The following is a 21,958-nucleotide window of genomic DNA, read 5'->3' as shown; positions in this document are numbered from 1 at the left end:
CTCCTACGGTTGCTGCTGCTGCGAGGGACCACGGAAGTCTATGCGGCGCCCGCCCCGCCGTTCCCGGGGTGCCCCTGGCTGTCAGGGTGGCCCGGGAACGGCGGGGCGGGCGGGCGGAGCTACTTCTTCGCGGCGGCCGCGCGCTTGCGCGGCGCCTTCTTCGCCGGGGCGGCGGCCGGGGCGTCCGTGAAGCCGGCCGGCAGGATGTCCCGCAGGAACTTGCCGGTGTGGCTCTCGGGGACGGCGGCGATCTGCTCCGGGGTGCCCTCGGCGACCACCGTGCCACCGCCGGAGCCGCCCTCGGGGCCCATGTCGACGACCCAGTCGGCGGTCTTGATCACATCGAGGTTGTGCTCGATGACGATCACCGTGTTCCCCTTGTCGACCAGCCCGCTGAGCACCTTGATCAGCTTGCTGATGTCCTCGAAGTGCAGGCCGGTGGTGGGCTCGTCCAGCACGTAGACCGTCCGCCCGGTGGAGCGCTTCTGGAGCTCCGAGGCGAGCTTGACGCGCTGCGCCTCACCGCCGGACAGGGTGGGCGCGGACTGGCCGAGCCGGACGTAGCCGAGGCCGACGTCGTTGAGCGTCCGCAGGTGCCGGGCGATCGCCGGGACGGCCTCGAAGAAGTCCAGCGCCTCCTCGATCGGCATGTCCAGCACCTCGGCGATGGACCTGCCCTTGTAGTGGACCTCCAGCGTCTCCCGGTTGTACCGGGCGCCGTGGCAGACCTCGCACGGCACGTAGACGTCCGGCAGGAAGTTCATCTCGATCTTGATGGTGCCGTCGCCCGAGCAGTTCTCGCAGCGGCCGCCCTTGACGTTGAAGGAGAACCGGCCGGGCAGGTAGCCGCGGACCTTGGCCTCCTGCGTCTCCGCGAAGAGCCGGCGGACGTGGTCGAACACCCCGGTGTAGGTGGCCGGGTTGGAGCGCGGGGTGCGGCCGATCGGCGACTGGTCGACGTGCACCACCTTGTCCACCTGGTCGGTGCCGGTGATCCGGGTGTGCCGGCCGGGCACGCTGCGGGCGCCGTTCAGCTCCCGGGCGAGGTGGGTGTACAGGATGTCGTTGACCAGCGTCGACTTGCCGGAGCCGGAGACACCGGTGATCGCCGTGAAGGTGCCGAGCGGGAAGCCGACCGTGACGTCCTTGAGGTTGTGCTCGCGGGCGCCGTGGACGGTCAGCTGGCGCTTCTTGTCCCGCTCGCGGCGGGAGCTTGGGATCGGGATGGACCGCTTGCCGGAGAGGTACTGGCCGGTCAGCGACTCCTTGTTGGTGAGCAGCTGCTTCAGCGAGCCGGAGTGCACCACCTTGCCACCGTGCTCGCCGGCGCCCGGGCCGATGTCGACCACCCAGTCCGCGGTCTTGATGGTGTCCTCGTCGTGCTCCACGACGATCAGGGTGTTGCCGATGTCGCGCAGCCGCACCAGCGTCTCGATCAGTCGGTGGTTGTCCCGCTGGTGCAGGCCGATGGACGGCTCGTCCAGCACGTACAGCACGCCGACCAGGCCGGAGCCGATCTGGGTGGCCAGCCGGATGCGCTGGGCCTCGCCGCCGGACAGGGTGCCGGCCGCGCGGTCCAGCGAGAGGTAGTCCAGGCCGACGTCGACCAGGAAGCGCAGCCGCTCGTTGACCTCCTTGAGGACCCGCTCGGCGATCTGCTTGTCCCGGGCGTTCAGCTTCATCGCGCCCAGGAACTCGGAGCAGTCGCTGATCGACATCGAGGAGACGTCGGCGATCGACTTGTCCTGGACGGTGACCGCGAGCACCACCGGCTTGAGCCTGGTGCCCCGGCACGTCGGGCAGGGCACCTCGCGCATGTAGCCCTCGAAGCGCTCGCGGCTGCTGTCGCTCTCCGCCTCGGTGTGCCGGCGCTGGATGAAGGGGATCGCGCCCTCGAAGCCGGTGCTGTACGAGCGCTCCCGGCCGAAGCGGTTGCGGTAGCGGACCTGCACCTGGTGCTTGTGCCCGTGCAGCAGCGCCTTCTTGGCCCGGGCGGGCAGCCCGGCCCAGGGGATGTCGGTGCGGAAGCCGAGCTCCTCGGCCAGCGCGTCGATCAGGCGCTGGAAGTACTCCTTGGCGTGCCCGGCCGACCACGGGTGGATCGCGCCCTCGTCGAGCGAGCGCTCGACGTCCGGCACGACCAGCTCCGGGTCGACCTCCATCCGGTTGCCCAGGCCCGAGCAGTCCGGGCAGGCGCCGAAGGGCGAGTTGAAGGAGAACGAGCGCGGCTCCAGCTCCTCGAACGACACGTCGTCGTACGGGCAGTAGAGGTGCTCGGAGTACATCCGCTCGCGCTCCGGGTCGTCCTCGGGGAGGTCGACGAAGTCGAGGACGACCATGCCGCCGGACAGCCGCAGGGCCGTCTCCACCGAGTCGGTGAGCCGCCGCTTGGCGCTGTCCTTGACGGTCAGGCGGTCGATCACCACCTCGATGGTGTGCTTCTCCTGCTTCTTGAGCTTCGGCGGCTCGGCGAGCTGGATCGTCTCGCCGTCGACGCGGGCGCGGGAGTAGCCCTTGGACTGGAGGTCGGCGAAGAGGTCGACGAACTCGCCCTTGCGCTCGCGCACCACCGGGCTCAGCACCTGGAAGCGGGTGCCCTCGGCGAGCTCCAGCACCTTGTCGACGATCGCCTGCGGCGACTGCTTGGCGATGGGGCGGCCGCAGTGCGGACAGTGCGGCTTACCGATCCGGGCGAACAGCAGGCGCAGGTAGTCGTAGACCTCGGTGATGGTGCCGACGGTCGAACGGGGATTGCGGTTGGTGGACTTCTGGTCGATCGAGACGGCCGGGGAGAGGCCCTCGATGAAGTCCACGTCGGGCTTGTCCATCTGCCCGAGGAACTGACGTGCGTAGGAGGACAGCGACTCGACGTAGCGGCGCTGGCCCTCGGCGAAGATCGTGTCGAAGGCGAGCGAGGACTTGCCGGAGCCGGAGAGGCCCGTGAAGACGATGAGGGAGTCGCGGGGCAGGTCGAGCGAGACGTTCTTGAGGTTGTGCTCGCGAGCACCGCGGACGATGAGGCGGTCGGCCACTGCTTCTGGCGCCTTTCTCCGGGGCGAGACGGCTTGCGGTGAGTATCGGTACTTCTTCCAGGATGCGGCAGCCAGCCTATAGCTCAGACGTTCGAATCTCGACTCTGTCCAGCGGGGACCACCCGAACGAGTGAGGGCCGCCCCGGGACGGTCCGCACCCGGACCGAAATACCCCTGCTCAGGGCCCCGATTCGGCGGTAGCGTCACCTGGTCAACGAGCGAAGCCCCGCAGGGGCAACGCGCCGTCTCGTCACGGAAGGCAGATTCGATGACCGACCCGCAGCCGACCGACCCGCAGTCCGCCGCCGCCTCCGCCACCCGGCACCTGGCCCAGGTCGAGGAGAGCACCCGGCACCTGCTGCACACCGCGGCCGAACTGAAGCCCGAGGCCCTCGCCGAGCCCTCCGCGCTGCCCGGCTGGACCCGCGGCCACGTGCTGGCCCACCTCGCCCGCAACGCCGACTCCCTGGTCAACCTGCTGAACGGCGCCCGCACCGGCACCGACATCCCCCAGTACGCCAGCCACCAGGCCCGCGACGAGGGCATCGAGCGCGACGCGCCGCGGCCGCTGGAGGTCCAGCTCGCCGACCTGCGCGACTCCCACGCCGGCTTCGCCGAGGCCGCCGCGCTGCTGGGCCCCGAGGCCTGGGCCGCCGAGGTCAGGCACCGCTTCGGCTACGTCTTCCCGGCCTGCGACATCCCGGCCAAGCGCGTGGTGGAGCTGGAGTACCACCACGTCGACCTGGACGCCGGGTACACCCCCGCGCACTGGCCGGAGTCCTTCGCCGTCGCCCAGTTCCGCAAGCTCTCCGAGGGGCTGGCCGAGGAGGCCGGCCTGCCGGCCGTCGAGCTGGTCTCGGACGACACCGGGGACCGCGCCGTGATCGGCACCGGCGAGGTGTCCCTGACCGTCGAGGGTCCGGTCCGCGCGCTGACCGCCTGGCTCTCCGGCCGCTCCGCCGGGGACGGCCTGCGCCGCACCCCCGACACCGCCCTCCCCCAGCTTCCCCCGATGGGCTGACGGCGCGAGGATGATCCCAGGAGCCACTGCAGAGGGAGCGAACGGATGACGTACCACGGAGCGGTCAAGGTCGGCGGAGCGCCGGACGTGCGGGAACTGGCCCACCTGATCATCACCAAGGTGGCCGTCGGCCCGTACGACAACAACGCCTACCTGCTGCGCTGCCGGGCCACCGACGAACAGCTCCTGATCGACGCGGCCGCCGACGCGCCGGTGCTGCTGGAGACCGTCGGGGACGACCTCGAGACGGTGGTCACCACCCACCGGCACCACGACCACTGGGGCGCGCTGGCCGAGGTCGTCGCCACCACCGGCGCCCGCACCGCCGCCGGCGAGCACGACGCCGAGGGCATCGACGTCCCCACCGAGCTGCTGCTAGCCGACGGCGACAAGCTGCGGGTCGGCGAGGTCGAACTGACCGTCCGGCACCTGGTCGGGCACACCCCGGGCGCCATCGTGCTGATCTACGACGACCCCCAGGGCCACCCGCACGTCTTCACCGGCGACTGCCTCTTCCCCGGCGGCGTGGGCAACACCTGGGGGGACCCGGAGGCCTTCCGGACCCTCTACCGCGACGTCACCGAGAAGATCTTCGACGTCCTGCCGGACGAGGCCTGGGTCTACCCCGGCCACGGCAACGACACCACCCTCGGCGCCGAGCGCCCGCACCTCGAGGAGTGGCGCGAGCGCGGCTGGTAGCCCGCCCCGCCGAACGCCCCGCCGGACACCGGGCCCCCGCGACCGGAAGCGGTCGCGGGGGCCCCGGCGTGCACCCGGCGGATCAGGCGTCGAGCTTCTCGCGCTCCTCGCGCTCGGCCTTCTTCGAGGCCCGCAGACTGGTGAAGGTGGTGATCGCCAGCACCACCACGATGAAGCCCAGCGAGAACGGGATGCCGATCTCCGGGGCCCACGTCGCGCCGGCCTCGTGCGCGGCGTGCAGCACCAGCTTCACGCCGATGAAGCCGAGGATAACCGACAGGCCGTACGACAGGTGGACCAGCTTCTTCAGCAGGCCGCCGATCAGGAAGTACAGCTGGCGCAGCCCCATCAGGGCGAAGGCGTTGGCGGTGAAGACGATGTACGGGTCCTGGGTCAGGCCGAAGATCGCCGGGATCGAGTCCAGCGCGAACAGCACGTCGGTGGTGCCGATCGCCAGCATGACGATCAGCATCGGGGTGATCAGCCGGCGGCCGTTCTCAAGGACGAACAGCTTGGTGCCGCGGTAGTCGTCGGTGGCCGGGAAACGCCGCGTGATCGACTTGAGGACGCGGTTCTCCTCGAACTCCTCCTCGCCCTCCTCCTCGGCGCGGGCCTCCTTGATCAGCTTCCAGGCCGTCCAGATCAGGAAGCCGCCGAAGATGAAGAACACCCAGGAGAACTGGGAGACCAGCGCGGCGCCGCCGGCGATGAACACCGCCCGGAGCACCAGCGCGATGATCACCCCGAACATCAGTACGCGCTGCTGGTAGATCCTGGGCACCGCGAACTTGCCCATGATCAGGATGAACACGAAGAGGTTGTCGACACTGAGCGACTTCTCGGTGATGTAGCCGGCGAAGAACTCACCGGCGGGCTCCCCGCCGGAGTGCCACCAGAGGAAGCCGCCGAAGAGCACCGCCAGGGCGACCCAGACGGCCGTCCAGATCCCGGCCTCCTTGATCGAGACCTCGTGCGGCTTGCGCCCTCCGATGAAGAAGTCGGCCACGACCAGTGCGATCAGCACCAGGATCGTGGAAACCCACATGGTTACGGAAACGTCCACTACTGCTCCTCCGGCAGGTAGGCGAGACGGTCATCGTCACTGCCGGAGGTCTCTTCCGCCCATCGGGCCAGCGCCCCGGGGTGCCGCGACGGGCACCCGTGATGACGGGGTCGGCTGTCGAGGAATACTCCCCTCCGCTGCCAACGAGAGTAACAGGACAGCCAAGGAATGGTAAAGAAGGTAAAGAACCCGGAGGCCCGGCTACAGGAACGGCTCGATCGCCGGCAGCAGGTCCTGGAAGGTGCGCCCCTTGGCCGGCGCGCCGATCGCCTGCATCTCCCAGCCGCCGTTGCCGTCCCGGACCACCTTGGCCATGATCTGCCCGGTGTGCGGCCCGCCGCCCGCCAGCTCGTAGCGGGCCAGCTCCAGCCCGGTGGTCTCGTCCACCAGCCGGCAGTGCGCCCGCTGCACCTCGGCGAAGGTCTGCCCGGTGTACGAGCTCACCGTGAACACCACCTGGGTGATGTTGACCGGCACGTGCACCAGGTCGACCAGGATCGCCTCGTCGTCCTCGGCCCCCGAGCCGCCCTCCAGGTTGTCGCCGGTGTGCCGGACGGAGCCGTCGTTGCTCTCCAGGTGCGAGAAGAACACCACGTCGGACGGGGTCTTCTCGGCGTACAGCAGCGCCGAGGCGTCCAGGTCGATCTTCCGGGTTCGGCTGCCGAACAGCCCGCGCTTGGGGGCCGCCTGCCAGCCCAGGGCCATCCGCACCACGGTCAGGGTGCCGCCCTGCCCCTTCTGGAGGCTGACCTTCTGGCCCTTCGCCAGGTTCACCGACACGACGTTGTCCTCTCTGCCGGCCGCGCGGTCACACCCGCGCGGCTCCACGGTGGAACACCCCGTCGCCGTCCCCCGGCTGAGGCCCCCTCTGCGTACGGCCCGCGATCCCGTCCCGCGGGCACGGTGCCGCAGGCCAGCCTAGGGCCTGCGGCACCCCGCCCTTCCCCGGGTTTCCCCGTTTGTGGCAAGGCTGAGACACCTGTGCTCTTGACCGGTGCCATTCCGGCCAGGACCGTTCGCCGCGCGGAGGCTCCCCTCCGACGTACCTACGCCACACCGGCCTCGCGCATCTGCCGCAGTTCCCTCTTCAGCTCCTTGACCTCGTCGCGCAGCCGGGCCGCGACCTCGAACTGGAGGTCCGCGGCGGCCGTGTGCATCCGGTCGGTCATCTCCTGGATCAGGTCCGCCAGCTCGGCGGCCGGCAGGGACTTGCCCGGCTTGCGCTCCGCGCCCAGCGCCGGCACCGGGGCCTTGCCCTTGCCCTGGTTGCGGTAGCCGGTGGAGAGCAGCTCGTCGGTGTCGACGTCCTCGCGGGCGAGGGTGTCCAGGATGTCGCCGATCTTCTTGCGCAGCGGCTGCGGGTCGATCCCGTGCTCCTTGTTGTAGGCCTGCTGCACGGCCCGGCGGCGGTTGGTCTCGTCGATGGCCTTCTCCATCGCGGGGGTGATCTTGTCCGCGTACATGTGGACCTGGCCGGAGACGTTGCGGGCCGCGCGGCCGATCGTCTGGATCAGCGAGGTGCCGGAGCGCAGGAAGCCCTCCTTGTCCGCGTCCAGGATCGCCACCAGCGACACCTCGGGCAGGTCCAGGCCCTCGCGCAGCAGGTTGATGCCGACCAGCACGTCGAACCGGCCCGCCCGCAGCTCGCGCAGCAGCTCCACCCGGCGCAGGGTGTCCACGTCGCTGTGCAGGTACCGGACCCGGATGTCCAGGCCGAGCATGTAGTCGGTGAGGTCCTCGGCCATCTTCTTGGTCAGCGTGGTGACCAGGACGCGCTCGTCCCGCTCGACCCGCTTGCGGACCTCGTGCACCAGGTCGTCGATCTGGCCCTCGGTCGGCTTGACGATCACCTCGGGGTCGATCAGGCCGGTCGGGCGGATGATCTGCTCGACCTGGCCGTCGCCGCGCGACAGCTCGTACGGGCCCGGCGTCGCCGAGAGGTAGACGGTCTGGCCGATCCGCTCCAGGAACTCCTCCCACTTCAGCGGGCGGTTGTCCATCGCGGAGGGCAGCCGGAAGCCGTGCTCGACCAGGGTGCGCTTGCGCGAGGCGTCGCCCTCGTACATCGCGCCGATCTGCGGGACGGTGACGTGCGACTCGTCGATGACCAGGAGGAAGTCCTCCGGGAAGTAGTCGAGCAGGGTGTTCGGCGGGGAGCCGGGCTCGCGGCCGTCGAAGTGCATCGAGTAGTTCTCGACGCCCGAGCAGGTGCCGATCTGGCGCAGCATCTCGATGTCGTAGGTGGTGCGCATCCGCAGCCGCTGGGCCTCCAGCAGCTTGCCCTGCTTCTCCAGCTTGGCGAGGGTCCGCGTCAGCTCCGCCTCGATGCCGTTGACCGCGCGCTCCATCCGCTCGGGGCCGGCCACGTAGTGCGAGGCGGGGAAGACGTAGACCGAGTCGTCCTGGCTGATGATCTCGCCGGTGAGCGGGTGCAGGGTGTACAGCGCCTCGATCTCGTCGCCGAACATCTCGATCCGGACGGCCAGCTCCTCGTAGACCGGGAAGATCTCGATGGTGTCCCCGCGGACCCTGAAGGTGCCGCGGGTGAAGGCCACGTCGTTGCGGGCGTACTGGATGTCGACGAAGCGGCGCAGCAGGTCGTCCCGGTCGATCTCCTGGCCGACCTTCAGCCGCACCATGCGGTCCACGTACTCCTGCGGGGTGCCGAGGCCGTAGATGCAGGAGACCGAGGCGACCACGACGACGTCCCGGCGGGTGAGCAGCGAGTTGGTCGCCGAGTGGCGCAGCCGCTCGACCTCCTCGTTGATCGAGGAGTCCTTCTCGATGTAGGTGTCCGTCTGCGGGACGTACGCCTCGGGCTGGTAGTAGTCGTAGTACGAGACGAAGTACTCGACCGCGTTGTTCGGCAGCAACTCGCGGAACTCGTTGGCCAGCTGGGCGGCCAGCGTCTTGTTCGGCGCCATCACCAGGGTGGGCCGCTGGAGCTTCTCGATCATCCAGGCCGTGGTGGCCGACTTGCCGGTGCCGGTGGCACCGAGCAGCACGACGTCCTTCTCCCCTCCCCTGATCCGCCGCTCCAGCTCGGCGATCGCCGCCGGCTGGTCGCCGTTCGGCTGGAAGGGGCTGACGACCTCGAAGGGCGCCACGGACCGCTCAATACTCGTGATGGGACGCACCACTCAACGGTACGACCCACCACCGACAAGCGGGGTCCTACCCGGCGCTGTCCCGGGCGAGGGCGACCAGGCGGGAGATGGCGCGCAGGTACTTCTTGCGGTAGCCGCCGCGCAGCATCTCCTCCGGGAAGACCTGGTCGAAGGGCAGGCCGGAGGCGGTGATCGGCAGCTCGCGGTCGTACATCCGGTCGGCCAGCACGACCAGGCGCAGCGCGGTGGACTGGTCGTCGACCTGCTTGACGCCGCGCAGGCAGACCGCGGTGACGTCGTCCAGCAGCGCGCCGTAGCGGCTGGGGTGGACGGCGGAGAGGTGGGCGAGCAGGGCGTCGAAGTCGTCCAGCGAGGCGCCGGGGGTGCGGGCCGCGGCGGCCGCGACGGCCTCGTCGGTGTACGGCGGCGGGGCGTCCGGCAGGCCGCGGTGGCGGTAGTCCTGGCCGTCGATCCGCATCGGGCGGAAGTGCGCGGACAGGCCCTGGATCTCGCGCAGGAAGTCGGCGGCGGCGAAGCGGCCCTCGCCGAGCTTCTCCGGCAGGGTGTTCGAGGTGGCGCACAGCTTCACGCCGTTGTCGACCAGCCGGCCGAGCAGGGTGGAGACCAGCACGGTGTCGCCCGGGTCGTCCAGCTCGAACTCGTCGATGCAGAGCAGGGTGTGGCCGGAGAGGGTCCGCACGGCCTGCTGGAAGCCGAGCGCGCCGACCAGGTTGGTCAGCTCGACGAAGGTGCCGAAGGCCTTGGGGCCGGGGGCGGCGTGCCAGAGCGAGGCGAGCAGGTGGGTCTTGCCGACGCCGTAGCCGCCGTCGAGGTAGACCCCGGCCGGGCCGGTGGGCGCGGGGGCGGAGCGGCGGAACCAGCTGCGCTTGGGCGCGGAACCGTTTCCTCCACCGAGGGTGGCCGCGAACTGCTCCAGGACCTGGACGGCCTCGTACTGGCTCGGCTGGATCGGGTCCGGGATGTACGTCCCGAAGCTCACGTCGGCGAACCGGGGCGGCGGGACCATCTCGGCGACCAGCCGCTCGGCGGGCACCACGGGACGGCGGTCGGTGAGCGCGATCGGGGAGCCGGACACGGGGGCGGCGGTTATCGGCTCGGGCGCGGTTGCGGAGTGGGAGGCTGCGGGCACATCAGTAGAGGGTACGCCTGCCGGGTGAGCCGTCCGAACGACGCACGGGTCCGGACGCGGGGCCCGCGGCCCCGGACGGCCCTCGGCCCGCGGCCCCCGGACGGCGCCGGGGCCGCGGTGGAAGACTGAGGACATGCAACAGTTGATCAGCCCGCTGGACGGGCGGCTCGAGGATCCGGCCGCACTGGAATCGCTCGCCGCCGTGTACGCGTACCCCGAACAGGTGAATCAGGGGCGCCCCTGGCTGCGCGCCAACATGGTGTCCGGCCTGGACGGCGGGGCCAGGCTGGACGGGCTCTCCGAGGGCCTCTCCGGCGACGCCGACAAGCGGATCTTCGGGGTGCTGCGGGCGCTGTCGGACGTGGTACTGGTGGGCGCGGAGACGGTCCGCGCCGAGGGCTACCGGCCGGCCAGGGCGCGCAAGGAGTTCGCGGCGGCCCGGGCGGCGGCCGGGCAGGCGCCCGCCCCGGTGATCGCCGTGGTGAGCCGCTCGCTGCAGCTGGACCTGACGGCTCCGCTGTTCACCGAACCGCTGGTCAGGACGGTGGTGATCACCACCGAGGACGCCTCCGAGGAGCGCCGCCGGGCGGTCGCCGAGGTGGCCGACCTGGTGCTCGCCGGCACCGGCGCGGTGGACCTGCGGGCGGGCGTGGCGGCCCTGGCCGCGCGGGGCTGGACCCGCCTGCTGACCGAGGGCGGCCCGCGCCTGCTGGGGCAGCTCGCGGCGGCCGGCCTGCTGGACGAGCTGTGCCTGTCGCTGGCCCCGCTGCTCACCGGCGGCGACGCGCCGCGCATCCTCCACGATGCGCAAATGCCGGACGTGCAGCGGATGCGGCTGGTCTCATTGATCGAGCAGAAAGGTTTCCTCTTCACCCGCTACCTGCGTCGCCCGGGTTCGGATGACCCCGTGACCCCCTGATCGTGAGCCCGTTATGCGATGCCGGGGCCCGGGGGCCGGCCACTGGAAGGGACTCACGTGTTCAAGACGGTACTGATGATCGAAAAGGCTCTCTCGGACGCGGACGTGGAACTCGTCACCACGCTCCACGGCGAGGAGGAGGTGTCCTTCGTCGTCCTGATGCAGCCGCGCGGCAAGCAGGACGAACTGCTGCGGGCGCTCGACGACGTCGCCCTCGGCCACCTCGACAAGGTGGTGCACGAGCACGACGAGTCCGAGAGCGGCCCGACGGTGGCCACCGAGTCGCTGGAGCACAGCCTGCGCCACCTGCGCACGGCCGGGGCCGCGGCGGTGGGCGAGCTGGTGGAGGAGAAGCCGCTGGCGCGGCTGCGCGCGGTCGTCGAGGAGCAGCGGGCGGACGAGGTGGTGGTGCTCACCTCGCCGCACTTCGTCGAGGAGTTCTTCCACCGCGACTGGGCCTCCCAGGCCCGGCACAAGGTGGGGGTCCCGGTGCTCAGGCTGTTCGCCAGCGACTCCTAGCCCCGCCCGGTGGTGGTGCAGAATCGTCCTTGCGGTCCGCCCGCGAGGACGATTCCGTCTTCCCGTCCCGTCCGCCCGACCTGTCTGCCCCCGCCCGTACGGAGCCACGCTTTGAACGACGCCGCCCACGACCTGCACGCCCCGCACTTCATCGGCATCGGCGGCGCCGGGATGTCCGGCCTGGCGAAGATCCTCGCCGTGCGCGGGGCCGGCGTCTCCGGCAGCGACTCCAAGGAGTCCGAGACCGTCCTCGCGCTGCGCGCCCTCGGCGCCACCGTGCACGTCGGCCACGCCGCCGAGCACGTCCCGGACGGCACCAGCAGCGTGGTCGTCTCCAGCGCGATCCGCGCGGACAACCCCGAGCTGGTCGCCGCCCACGAGCGCGGCATCCCGGTGGTGCACCGCTCCGACGCGCTGGCCGCGCTGATGGGCGGCCGCCGGGCGCTGGCGGTGGCCGGCACCCACGGCAAGACCACCACCACCAGCATGCTCGCCGTCGCCCTCGGCGAGCTGGGCCTGGACCCGTCCTACGCGATCGGCGGCGACCTCGACGCCCCCGGCTCCAACGCCCACCACGGCACCGGCGAGATCTTCGTCGCCGAGGCGGACGAGAGCGACCGCAGCTTCCACAAGTACGCGCCCGAGGTGGCGATCGTGCTCAACGTGGAGCTGGACCACCACGCCAACTACGCCTCGATCGAGGAGATCTACGAGTCCTTCGAGACCTTCGTCGGCCGGATCGTCCCCGGCGGCACCCTGGTGGTCTCGGCCGACCACGACGGCGCCCGCGAGCTCACCTCCCGGGTGGCCGGCCGCGAGGGCCTGAACGTGGTGACGGTCGGCTCCGCCGAGGACGCCGACCTGCGGGTGCTCTCGGTGGTCGCCCACGGCATGACCAGCGAGGTCACCGTGCTGCTGGACGGCGCCGAGCTGTCCTTCACCGTCTCGGTGCCCGGCCGGCACTACGCCCACAACGCGGTGGCCGCCCTGGCCGCCGGCGTCGCGCTGGGCGTCCCGGCCGCCGACCTGGCCAAGGCGCTCGGCGCCTACACCGGCGTGCGCCGCCGCCTCCAGCTCAAGGGAGAGGCCGGCGGGGTCCAGGTGATCGACTCCTACGCCCACCACCCCACCGAGATGACCGCCGACCTGGAGGCGATCCGGGAGGGCCTGACCGGCGGCGGCCGGGTGCTGGTGGTCTTCCAGCCGCACCTGTTCAGCCGCACCCAGCAGCTCTCCGAGGAGATGGGCCGGGCCCTGGCGCTGGCCGACGCCTCGGTGGTGCTGGACATCTACCCGGCCCGCGAGGACCCGATCCCCGGCGTGACCAGCGAGCTGATCATCGACGCGGCCCGCCGGGCCGGCGCCGAGGTCACCGCCGAGCACTCCTTCGCCGCCGCCCCCGCCCTGCTGGCCGGCCTCGCCCGCCCGGGCGACCTGCTGCTCACCATGGGCGCGGGGGACGTCACCAACCTCGGCCCGGCCATCCTTGACCATATCGAGGGAGGCCTGACGCACCTCGCGAACGTTGCATCCAACGTCTGACCCACGTCCGTCCGACGTACGCCGCGACCGGGAGCCGTGAGATGAGCTACGAGATCGAGAAGACCGAGGCCGAATGGCGCGCCCAGCTCAGCCCCGAGGAGTACCACGTGCTCCGCGAGGCGGGCACCGAGCGCCCGTTCACCGGTGAGTACACCGACACCAAGACGGTCGGTGTCTACAGCTGCCGGGCCTGCGGGTCCGAGCTGTTCAGCTCCGAGACCAAGTTCGACAGCCACTGCGGCTGGCCGTCCTACTACGCGCCGCTGGCCGGGGACCGGGTCCAGTACATCGAGGACACCTCGCTCGGCATGCGCCGGGTCGAGGTGCGCTGCGCCAAGTGCGGCGGGCACCTCGGGCACGTCTTCGAGGGCGAGGGCTACGGCACGCCGACCGACCAGCGCTACTGCATCAACAGCGTCTCGCTGAGGCTGAAGCCGGCCGAGTAACGGCGTACGCGAGGGCCCGGGCACCCCGAGGGTGTCCGGGCCCTCGCGCTACCCCTCGACCGGCTGGAAGCGGACCGGCAGGTGCGTCAGCGCCCGGTGGAACGGGCCCGGACGCCAGAGCAGGTCCTCGGCCGGTGTGGCCAGTTCGAGGTCGCTGAGGCGGCTGCCCAGCTGCTCGATCGCGGTGATCGCGATCAGCAGGGCCGGGTCCCGGGCCGGACAGGCGTGCGGGCCGGCCGCCCAGGCCAGGTGGGCGCTCTCGCCGCTGCGCGGCCCGCTGTCCTCGGCGGGCGGCGCGGCCTGGGAGTTGGCGGCCGCGTACGAGACCAGCACCAGGGAGCCCGCCTCGATCTCTCGGCCGTGGAAGGTGATGTCGTACCGCGGGTAGTGGGCCGAGAAGTTGGCCATCGGCGGCGCGTGCCAGAGCACCTCGTCGATCGCCTGGTGGGCGGTCATCGCGCCGCCGAACAGCGAGCCGGCGTAGCGGGCGTCGGTGAGCAGGCGCAGCAGGGCGTTGCCGATCAGGTTGGTGGTCGGCTCGTGTCCGGCGATCAGGGTCAGGGTGATCTGCCGGATCACCTCGTCGTCGTCCAGCCCGACCGGGTGGGTGACGTACCAGGAGGTGAGGTCGTGCCGGGGGCGCTCGCGGCGCTCGGCGACCATCGCGGTGACCACCGCGAGGAGCTTCCCGTACGCGGCGCCCGCCTGTTCGGTGGACTCGATCAGCCCGGTGATCGCGGCCACCATCTCGCCGTGCTGCGCCTCGGGCACGCCGAACCAGGTGGTCAGCGCGAAGGCGGGCAACTGACGGGCGTACTCGGCGATCAGGTCGGCCCGCCCGACGGCGGCGAAGCGGTCGATCAGCCGGTGAGCGGTCTCGGCGACCTGGCGCTGGAGCCGGTGCGGTTCGAACAGCGCGAGGGCGTCGGTGATCACCGTCCGGTAGCGCGCGTGCGTCTCGCCGTCGCTGAACAGCGCGGTCGGGCGGTAGCCGAGCATCGGCATCAGCGGGGAGTCCGGCGGCAGGTTGTGCTGCCAGACCCGGGAGTCCTTGGAGAAGGTGTCGGTGTCGCGCAGCAGGTCCAGCGCGGCCTGGTAGTCGGTGACCAGCAGGGCCTCCACGCCGGGGGCGATCTCCACCGGGGCGACCGCGCCGTGCCGCCGCAGCCGCTCGTAGACCAGCTGGGGATCGGCGGCGAAGTCCGGGCCGTGGATCGGGGTCGGGCGGGACTCGGCGGTCACGGCTGCTCCGGTGTGACGGGGGCGGCGGGCGCCGCGGGCAGGGAGTCCAGGACGTGCTCGGCCAGCGCGATCAGCGCGTCCAGGCTGCTGTCGCGGTCCCGGGCGTCGCAGAGCAGCAGCGGGGTGGCGGCGTGCAGGTCCAGGTGGGTGCGCAGCACGTCGACCGGGTGGTCCGGTGCGTCCGGGAAGCGGTTGACGGCGACGGCGTACGGCAGGCCCTGCTCCTCGACCATGTCCATGATCTCGAAGGAGTCGGCCAGCCGTCGGGTGTCGGCGAGCACCAGGGCGCCCAGGGCGCCGCGGGCGATGTCCCGCCAGAGTGGGAAGAAGCGGCGCTGGCCGGGGGTGCCGAACATGTAGAGCACGACGTTCCCTGGCAGGGTGAGCCGGCCGAAGTCGACGGCGACGGTGGTGGTGACCTTCTCGGGCACGCCGGCCAGGTCGTCCACCGGACGGCCGGTCTCGGTCATCGCCTCTTCGGTGTGCAGGGTGGCGATCTCGGACAGGGTGCGGATGAGGGTGGTCTTGCCGACCCCGAACGGGCCGGCCACCACCAGTTTCATCAGCGTCTGGTCCTGGTCGGGCAGGTAGCCCACCCGGCTCTGGTCTTCCGGGCCCGGCCGGCCGGCCGGGTCACCGGAGCGCACGGAGTCCAACGAGGAGCCTCTCGACGATGGAGCGGTCGGTCTGCTGGGCGCGCGGGATCGGCGCGCGGGCGCGCAGGCAGCCCGCCTCGACCAGGTCGGCCGCGAGGAAGACGGTGGCGCTGACCGGCAGCCTCAGGTGCGCGGCGGCCTCCACCACGGTGAGCGCGCCCGGGCGCAGCAGTTCCCACAGCCGGCGGTGTTCGGGTTCGAGCGCGTTCGGCGGGTCGGCGCGGTCGGCGAACAGCACGGTCAGCCGCTCGAAGCCCTTGGTGCCGGGGCGGCTGCGACCGCCGGTGGCCAGGTAGGCGGGCACCATCCGCCTGCGGGGGGTGGCGGTCATGACCGCTCGTCGTCGTCCTGCCGCCGGGTCGGGCTCGCGAGCGCGCGACCGAGGGCGGCGACCTGCAGCTGCATCTGGTAGGCCACGTTGCCGAGTTGGGCTTCCGGCGAGGTGAAGACGGCGAGCGAGGTGTTCTCCCCGGCGGGCACCACGACGGCGTAGCCGAGGTCGGACTCCACCACGGTCTGGGCCAGCCTGGGCCGCTCGACGTCGGTGAACGCGGCGGTGAAGGCACGGGCGGCGGCGTGCACGGTGGCGGTCATCGCGGCGACCCGCTCGGCCGAGGCCCGCTCCAGGCCGTCCGAGGCACCCTCGACCAGGCCGTCCCCGGTGGCGATGACCGCGTGCAGCACCCCCGGCAGCTCCAGCAGCGGGGTCAGCACCCACGAGATCTCGTCGGTGGTGGTCGGGCTGGGCGTGCTGCTCACTGCTCTGCTCCTTCTAAGGTCGGACCGGCGCTCCGGGCGCCGGGGTCATGGTCGGCGGCGGTGTCGCCGGAAGTGCCGGTGCTGCCGGTGGCGCCCGTACGCGTGCCGGTCGCGCCGGTGGTGCTGCCGGTGTTCGTCGTGCCGGTGGTGCTGTCGCTGTGTCCGGGAGCGGCCGGGCCGGGTGCGGCGCCGGCGGCCTCCTCGCGGGCGGCCCGGGCCACGGCGGCCCGGCCGGAGTCGGTGCCCCGCTGCAGCGCCTGCCAGTGGGCGGCGGCCCGCTCGGGGGTGCGGTCGGCCAGGGGGGCGGGGGCGGGCCCGGCGGCGGCCGGGCGCTCCGCGGCCAGCGGACGGCGGCGGCGCCGGGTCGGCAGGCCGGTGCCGTCGTCGACCGCGGGTGCCTCGGCCACGGGTGCCTCGACCACGGCCACGGCGGCGTCCACCGCGGGCGCACCGGCCGCCGCACCGGCCGTCGGCTCGTCGCCTTCCGGGCCTTCCGCGACCCGGTCGGGCACCACCCGGATCGCCGGGACCGGGTGCGGGCCCGGCCGGTTGTGGCGGTCGGCGAGCCGCGGGCCGCCCTGCTCGTCCACGTCGCGCATCGGCGGCACGGCCCCGACGGTGGGCGCCGGCGCCGGGCCGGGCCGCAGCGGCAGCGGGGTGAGCACCGACAGCTGCCGCTCGTCGTCCACGACGGTCACCAGCGCGGCCGGGATGCGCAGCACGGTCCGCATGCCGCCGTACGGCGAGGGCTCGATGTGGCAGGAGAAGCCGTACTGGCGGGCCAGCTTGCCGATCACCGCGAAGCCGGTCTTGGGCGGGTTGCCGAGCTCGGTGAGCAGCATGTCGGGCGGGCCGGCCAGCAGTCGGCGGGCGCGGCGCAGCTGGTCCTCGTCCATGCCGATGCCGCTGTCGTCGATGATCACCAGCGCGCCGCGGCCGCCCTGCTGGACGGTGACCGGGACGTCGGTCTCCGGGTGGGAGTAGGCGGTGGCGTTGGCGAGCAGTTCGGCGATGCTGACGGCGATCGGCTCGGCGGCCCGGGCGACCACGGCGAGGTGCTGCTCGCGCAGGTGGTTGGCGACCTTGATCCGGGCGTACCCGGGCACCCGGGAGAGTGCGCCGACGACCACCTCGGCGAGCGGCGAGTCGGTGCGGGCCAGGCCCGGCCAGGCCTCGCAGAGCACCGCGACGGTCTGGATCCGGCGCAGCGCGACCTCGTTGCGGAAGTCGACCTCCAGCAGCCGGGGGTCGTCGTTCTCGTGCTGGAGCTGCTGGACCAGGCTCTGGATCTGGTACAGCAGGGTCTGGATCCGGGAGGTGGCGCCGCGCATGGCGGCACGGGCGGCGGCGTCCACCCGTTCGCGCTCGTCGGCGAGGGCGGCGAGGGCGGCGTCCAGGACGGCCTGCAGCGCCCGGACCGCCTCGGGGCCGACGACCTGCGGGTCCAGCGGGCCGACCAGCGGGGCGTTGGCGTGGGTGAGCCGTACGGCGGTGGCGGCGACCCGCTCCTGGGCGAGGTGGCCGATCTCGGCGAGCAGCGCGGCGCCCCGCGCCTCGGCGGCGGCGAGCGCTTGCTCGGCCCGCTCGGCGCGGGCGGTCGCGGCGTCGCCCTGCTGCACGGCCTCCCGGACGTCGGCCTGTGCCTGCCGGGCCGTCTCCTGCGCCTCGCGGACGCTGTCCTCGGCGGCCCGGGCGCGCTCCCGCTCCCGCCGGGCCTCCTCGGCGGAGTGCCGGGCGGCCTCCTGCGCGTCGCGCTGCTGCTGCTCGGCGCGGGCGAGCCTGCCCTCGGCGGCCCGGGTGCGCTGCTCGCCCCGGCCGAGCGCGGTCTCGGCGGCCGTCGCCCTGGCGAGGGCCCGGGCCCGGCCGCGGGCGAGCACGGCCGCGGCCACGGCGGCGACCAGCGCCAGGACGATCAGCGCGATCAGCGTCATCGAAGTCCTCGGGAGTGCTTGCGGGGTGGACCGGGTGGTGCGGCGGGGCCGGGGGGAGGCGGGGCGGGCGGGGTCAGTTCCGGACGGTGCGCGGGCGCGGGGCGCGGGCGGAGTCCTCGGCCAGTTCCCTGGCCACCATCGCGACCTGGCCCAGGGCCTCCAGGGCGCCGGGGGCCGCCGAGCCGTCCAGGTGCCGGTACTCGGCCGCCATGGTGAGCACCAGCCGCTCGGGCAGGCCGAGTTCGGGGTAGCGCTGCTCGGCGATCACCCGCCGGGCGGCGTCGAGGGCGGGTATCCCGGCGGCGTGCAGGGCGTGGGCGCGCCCGCGGACGTAGGCGAGGTAGCCGATGTGCTCCCGGACGCCGTCGCGGTCGAGCACCGGGCCGTGGCCGGGCACGAAGATCTCCGCGCCGGTGGCGAGGGCCCGCTCGCAGGCGGCGATGACGTTCTCCAGCGGTCCGGCCCAGTGCGAGGGGTGGTCGCCGGGCTGCTCGGGGGTCGAGGAGAAGATCACGTCGCCGGTGAACACCGCGCGCTGGTGCGGGAGGTGGACCAGCAGGTCGCCGCCGGTGTGGGCGGCGGGCAGGCTGGTGATCCGCACCGGGTAGCGGCCGACGGTCAGTTCCAGCTCACCGGTGAAGACGGTGTCGGGGCGCACCGGCTCGGTGTCGGACCAGTCGAACCGCCCGAAGTGCTCCTTCAGGTAGCCGCCGAGCGGCGAGTCCGGGTCGCTGCTGGCGACCAGGGCGTGCTGCTGCTTCGGGGTGGGCTCCCAGTGGATGTGCTCCAGCGCCTCGCGGGTGGCGATCACCTCGGCGTCCGGCAGCACCCCGGCGCCCCACAGGTGGTCCCCGTTGGCGTGGGTGACGACCACCCGGTCGATCCCGACCCCGTCCGGCAGCAGCCGCCGGCTCGCGGCGAGGAACTCCCCGGCCATCGAGGGGTCGTACGGCGTGTCGATCCAGAGCGCGGTGGTCTCCGAGGCCAGCAGCCCGCAGTTGGCCAGGCCCCAGCCCCGCTTCGGCGGGAGCCACACGTACAGGTCGTCGGCAATCGCGCTCACGTTCGCACGGCTGATCGTCATGTGCGCGATTATGCCCATGCAGTGACAGGAATGGAGCAAAACTATTACAGTTCAAGCCACTTCACGCCCGAAGGGGAATGGTCTGTCCCGTTTCGCCCCACGTAGTCTGGACCATATCTGGCCGAAGTGCCCCTGCCCCGTTCCGGAGCGTCAGATCCCCTGCTCCAAGGGCTGCTTCGGCTGCTCCAGCTGCTTGGTCCCCTTGCGCTCCCCCGCGCAGCGCTCGTAGCCCAGCCACGCGTTGATCGCCAGCATCGGCGCGTTGGTCGTGTCGTTGCTGGTGTACGCGTGCCGCAGGCCGGCCGCGGCGGCGAGCCGCAGGGACTCCAGCTTGGCCAGCTTGGTCAGCCCCCGGCCGCGGAACTCCCGGCGGCAGGCGGTGAACGCGGACCAGTAGCGGCCCAGCCCGTCGGTCTGCGCCATGCTGAACGCGGCCGGGCGGCCGTCCACCACGGCGACCACGCTCAGGGCGAGGTCCCGGTCCGGCCGGGTCCAGTCGTTGCGCAGCCAGTCCTCGTACTCGTAGGCGTCCATCGGCACTTCGCTGCCGGGCTCGTCCAGGATGGCGTCCGCCTCGACCAGGAACACCGGGTGCGGGTCGGCCGCCCAGTCGGCGGCCGGGCGCAGCTCGACACCGGCGGGCCGGACGGGCGCCGCCGGCAGCGGCAGCGCCAGGTCCCGTCCGGCGAACTGCATGGTGCGTCCGAGCCGGTAGCCCCGGGCGGTGGCGAAGGCCAGCGAGGCGGGCTCGTCGTCCAGCCAGGTGTGCAGCTCCGTCACCCCGTGCCCGGTCAGGTGCCGTTCGGCCGCGGCCAGCAGCCCGGTGGCCGCGCCGTGCCGCCGGAACTCGGGCAGCACGCTGCCGTTGGCGTAGCCGACGCCCTGGACCGTCGTCCCGAGCACCACCCCGCAGCGCACCGCGCCGACCACCCGGCCGTCCAGCTCGGCGACGAAGGTGCGGAAGTGCTCCTCGGGGCTCGGCTGGGCGTTCAGCCAGATCAGGGTCTCGGCGGAGAGCACCAGGTGCTCGCGCCCGGCCCGGTGGGCCGCGGCCACGGCCTCGGCGTCCTCGGGGCGGAAGTCACGGATCGTCATGTGTGCGTTCGAAGAAGTCATGGATTCCCACGCTAGCCGCGCCCTGCCGTCCGGCGCCCTCGGTTTTCCCGCCGGCCTGGCACCCCGACCGAGGGGCCGGCCCGGACCCCGGACCGGTGTCCCGACCCCCGGGGCGGCATGCTCAAATAATGCTCTGAGAAGACCGGGTGAGGCTTGGCAGCCACCCCGCCCGGGGACATTCTCAGCAGCACGGCCGCGCGGTTCCGGCGACGACGCCCGCACCGGTCGACGGCCCTTCCGACCCGGCCTCCCACCCGGCCCTCCGAAGGGGGCGAACGATGACCTCCCCTGCCCTGGACCTGCCCGCCTCCACCACCTCGACCCCGGCAACCCCGCCCCGCCTGGGCATCGGTCTCGGCTGGCGCAGCGAGATCGACACCGTGGTCGAACGCCAACCCGGCCTGGACTGGGTCGAGGTGGTCGCCGAGAACGTCTGCGCCGACCACCTGCCCGAATCCCTGACCGTCCTGCGCGGACGCGGCGTCACCGTCGTCCCGCACGGCGTCGGCCTCGGTCTCGGCGGCGCCGACCTGCCCGACCCCGGCCGCCTCGACCGGCTCGCCGAGGTCGCGCTGGCGCTCGGCTCCCCGCTGGTCACCGAGCACCTCGCGTTCGTCCGGGCCGGCGGCCTGGAGGCCGGCCACCTGCTGCCCGTCCCCCGCACCCGGGACTCGCTGCGGGTGATCGCCGAGAACGTCCGGATCGCCCAGGACCGGCTTCCGGTGCCGCTCGCCCTGGAGAACGTCGCCGCCCAGCTCGCCTGGCCGGACGACGAGTTCACCGAGGGCCAGTTCCTCGCCGAGCTGGTCGAGCGCACCGGCGTCCGACTGCTGGTGGACGTCGCCAACCTGCACACCAACCGGGTCAACCTCGGCATCGACCCGGCCGCCGAACTCGACCGCCTGCCGCTGGAAGCGCTCGCCTACGTCCACGTCGCGGGCGGCACCCTGGTCGACGGCGTCTGGCACGACACCCACGCCCACCCCGTCACCGCACCGGTGCTGGAGGTGCTGGCCGAACTCTGCGCCCGGGTCGCCCCACCCGGGGTCCTGCTGGAGCGGGACGCCGACTTCCCGCCGCCCAGCGAACTCTCCGGTGAGCTGGACGCCATCCGCCGGGTGCTGGAGGGGAGCGCCCGGCGATGACCGACACCACGACAACGGAGCACGAAGGCCGGACCGCCCCGGCGCGGGAGGTCACCGGCCGGACCGCCGCCGACCAGGACCTCGCCGCCGCCCGGCGGCGCCTGGCCCGGCGCCAGGAGGAGCTGCTGGCCGCCCTGGTGGCCGGCGGCCCCGTCCCGCCCGGCTTCGACCGGCAGCAGGTCCGCGCCCAGTCGGCCGGCCTGGCCGCCAAGCGGCGGTCCACCACCGCCAAGGTGGCCCCGGAGCTGCCCCGCGTGCTCGGGGAGCAGTACGGACCGCTCTTCCTCGGCTACGCCCGCTCCCACCCGCAGACCGGCGGCTACCGCGCCGACGCCCGGGCCTTCGCCCAGTGGGTGCTCACCGACGGCGGCCCGCTCGCCGCCGAACGGCGCCGGGCCCTGGAGCAGTGGCTCCACCCGGCCCCCGTACGGCCGCCGGGCCCGCTCGCGCGCCTGCGCCGGGCACTGCGCAGACGGCGGCCGACGGCCTCCACGACGCCCTGACGAACCATCACCACCTCGGGGGAA

Annotated in this window: 18 protein-coding genes and 1 pseudogene; 7 read left to right on the top strand and 12 right to left on the bottom strand. The window is 72.7% G+C overall.

Annotated elements, in window-relative coordinates; all coding sequences use genetic code 11:
* Positions 1-119: 119 nt before the first annotated feature.
* Positions 120-3,032, bottom strand: coding sequence for an excinuclease ABC subunit UvrA (gene uvrA / locus ACWDBE_RS09260; protein ID WP_449789325.1), 2,913 nt, complete (start codon positions 3,030-3,032; stop codon positions 120-122).
* Between the two features lie 268 nt (positions 3,033-3,300).
* Between uvrA and ACWDBE_RS09255 the strand changes: the two genes are divergently transcribed.
* Positions 3,301-4,053, top strand: a complete 753-nt coding sequence (locus tag ACWDBE_RS09255) for a maleylpyruvate isomerase family mycothiol-dependent enzyme (RefSeq protein WP_449807616.1) — start codon at positions 3,301-3,303, stop codon at positions 4,051-4,053.
* A 45-nt stretch (positions 4,054-4,098) separates the two neighbouring features.
* Positions 4,099-4,752, top strand: coding sequence for an MBL fold metallo-hydrolase (locus tag ACWDBE_RS09250; protein ID WP_449789323.1), 654 nt, complete (start codon positions 4,099-4,101; stop codon positions 4,750-4,752).
* An 82-nt stretch (positions 4,753-4,834) separates the two neighbouring features.
* Here the strand turns inward: ACWDBE_RS09250 and ACWDBE_RS09245 are convergent, their stop codons facing one another.
* The 4 genes from ACWDBE_RS09245 to zapE form a co-directional block, all read right to left on the bottom strand.
* Complete coding sequence (locus ACWDBE_RS09245; RefSeq protein WP_449789322.1) at positions 4,835-5,815, bottom strand: TerC family protein; 981 nt, start codon at positions 5,813-5,815, stop codon at positions 4,835-4,837.
* Between the two features lie 201 nt (positions 5,816-6,016).
* Positions 6,017-6,595: a TerD family protein gene (locus ACWDBE_RS09240; protein ID WP_392878548.1), complete on the bottom strand. Its 579-nt coding sequence runs from the start codon at positions 6,593-6,595 to the stop codon at positions 6,017-6,019.
* Between the two features lie 266 nt (positions 6,596-6,861).
* A complete protein-coding gene (gene uvrB / locus ACWDBE_RS09235; RefSeq protein ID WP_449789321.1) occupies positions 6,862-8,952 on the bottom strand; it encodes an excinuclease ABC subunit UvrB in 2,091 nt (696 codons plus the stop codon).
* Positions 8,953-8,989: 37 nt separating this feature from the next.
* On the bottom strand, positions 8,990-10,033 hold the full coding sequence (gene zapE, locus ACWDBE_RS09230) for a cell division protein ZapE (RefSeq protein WP_449807676.1): 1,044 nt from the start codon (positions 10,031-10,033) through the stop codon (positions 8,990-8,992).
* A 172-nt stretch (positions 10,034-10,205) separates the two neighbouring features.
* Between zapE and ACWDBE_RS09225 the strand changes: the two genes are divergently transcribed.
* The 4 genes from ACWDBE_RS09225 to msrB all read left to right on the top strand — a co-directional run bounded on the left by ACWDBE_RS09225 (position 10,206) and on the right by msrB (position 13,498).
* The gene (locus ACWDBE_RS09225; RefSeq protein ID WP_449789320.1) at positions 10,206-10,991 is read left to right on the top strand and encodes a pyrimidine reductase family protein; all 786 of its coding nucleotides are present in this window, start codon (positions 10,206-10,208) and stop codon (positions 10,989-10,991) included.
* A 57-nt stretch (positions 10,992-11,048) separates the two neighbouring features.
* The gene (locus tag ACWDBE_RS09220; RefSeq protein ID WP_449789319.1) at positions 11,049-11,510 is read left to right on the top strand and encodes an indole-3-glycerol phosphate synthase; all 462 of its coding nucleotides are present in this window, start codon (positions 11,049-11,051) and stop codon (positions 11,508-11,510) included.
* 111 nt (positions 11,511-11,621) lie between these two features.
* Positions 11,622-13,052 (top strand): UDP-N-acetylmuramate--L-alanine ligase, encoded by a 1,431-nt coding sequence (murC, locus tag ACWDBE_RS09215; protein ID WP_449789318.1) that lies wholly within the window; start codon positions 11,622-11,624, stop codon positions 13,050-13,052.
* 41 nt (positions 13,053-13,093) lie between these two features.
* A complete protein-coding gene (gene msrB, locus ACWDBE_RS09210; RefSeq protein ID WP_449789317.1) occupies positions 13,094-13,498 on the top strand; it encodes a peptide-methionine (R)-S-oxide reductase MsrB in 405 nt (134 codons plus the stop codon).
* A gap of 48 nt (positions 13,499-13,546) precedes the next feature.
* Here msrB and ACWDBE_RS09205 read toward each other — a convergent pair whose 3' ends face one another.
* The 7 genes from ACWDBE_RS09205 to ACWDBE_RS09175 form a co-directional block, all read right to left on the bottom strand.
* A complete protein-coding gene (locus ACWDBE_RS09205; RefSeq protein WP_449789316.1) occupies positions 13,547-14,740 on the bottom strand; it encodes a cytochrome P450 in 1,194 nt (397 codons plus the stop codon).
* A complete protein-coding gene (locus ACWDBE_RS09200) occupies positions 14,737-15,303 on the bottom strand; it encodes a GTP-binding protein (protein WP_449789418.1) in 567 nt (188 codons plus the stop codon). The genes ACWDBE_RS09205 and ACWDBE_RS09200 overlap by 4 nt, the downstream gene beginning before the upstream one ends.
* Positions 15,304-15,373: 70 nt before the next feature.
* Positions 15,374-15,727, bottom strand: coding sequence for a DUF742 domain-containing protein (locus ACWDBE_RS09195; RefSeq protein ID WP_449789315.1), 354 nt, complete (start codon positions 15,725-15,727; stop codon positions 15,374-15,376).
* A complete protein-coding gene (locus ACWDBE_RS09190) occupies positions 15,724-16,155 on the bottom strand; it encodes a roadblock/LC7 domain-containing protein (protein ID WP_392878565.1) in 432 nt (143 codons plus the stop codon). The genes ACWDBE_RS09195 and ACWDBE_RS09190 overlap by 4 nt, the downstream gene beginning before the upstream one ends.
* Entirely contained in the window at positions 16,152-18,086 is a 1,935-nt protein-coding gene (locus ACWDBE_RS09185; RefSeq protein WP_449807615.1) for an ATP-binding protein, read from the bottom strand. Before ACWDBE_RS09185 ends, ACWDBE_RS09190 begins: the two co-directional genes overlap by 4 nt.
* 73 nt (positions 18,087-18,159) lie before the next feature.
* Positions 18,160-19,170: an MBL fold metallo-hydrolase gene (locus ACWDBE_RS09180; RefSeq protein ID WP_449789313.1), complete on the bottom strand. Its 1,011-nt coding sequence runs from the start codon at positions 19,168-19,170 to the stop codon at positions 18,160-18,162.
* A 150-nt stretch (positions 19,171-19,320) separates the two neighbouring features.
* Complete coding sequence (locus ACWDBE_RS09175; protein ID WP_449807614.1) at positions 19,321-20,286, bottom strand: N-acetyltransferase family protein; 966 nt, start codon at positions 20,284-20,286, stop codon at positions 19,321-19,323.
* A gap of 278 nt (positions 20,287-20,564) precedes the next feature.
* Here ACWDBE_RS09175 and ACWDBE_RS09170 point away from each other — a divergent pair.
* A pseudogene (locus tag ACWDBE_RS09170) lies at positions 20,565-21,934 on the top strand (DUF692 domain-containing protein).
* Positions 21,935-21,958 lie beyond the last annotated feature (24 nt).

It is taken from the genome of Kitasatospora sp. NPDC001132 (assembly GCF_053598415.1).
This window is presented reverse-complemented; position numbering and strand designations above follow the sequence as displayed.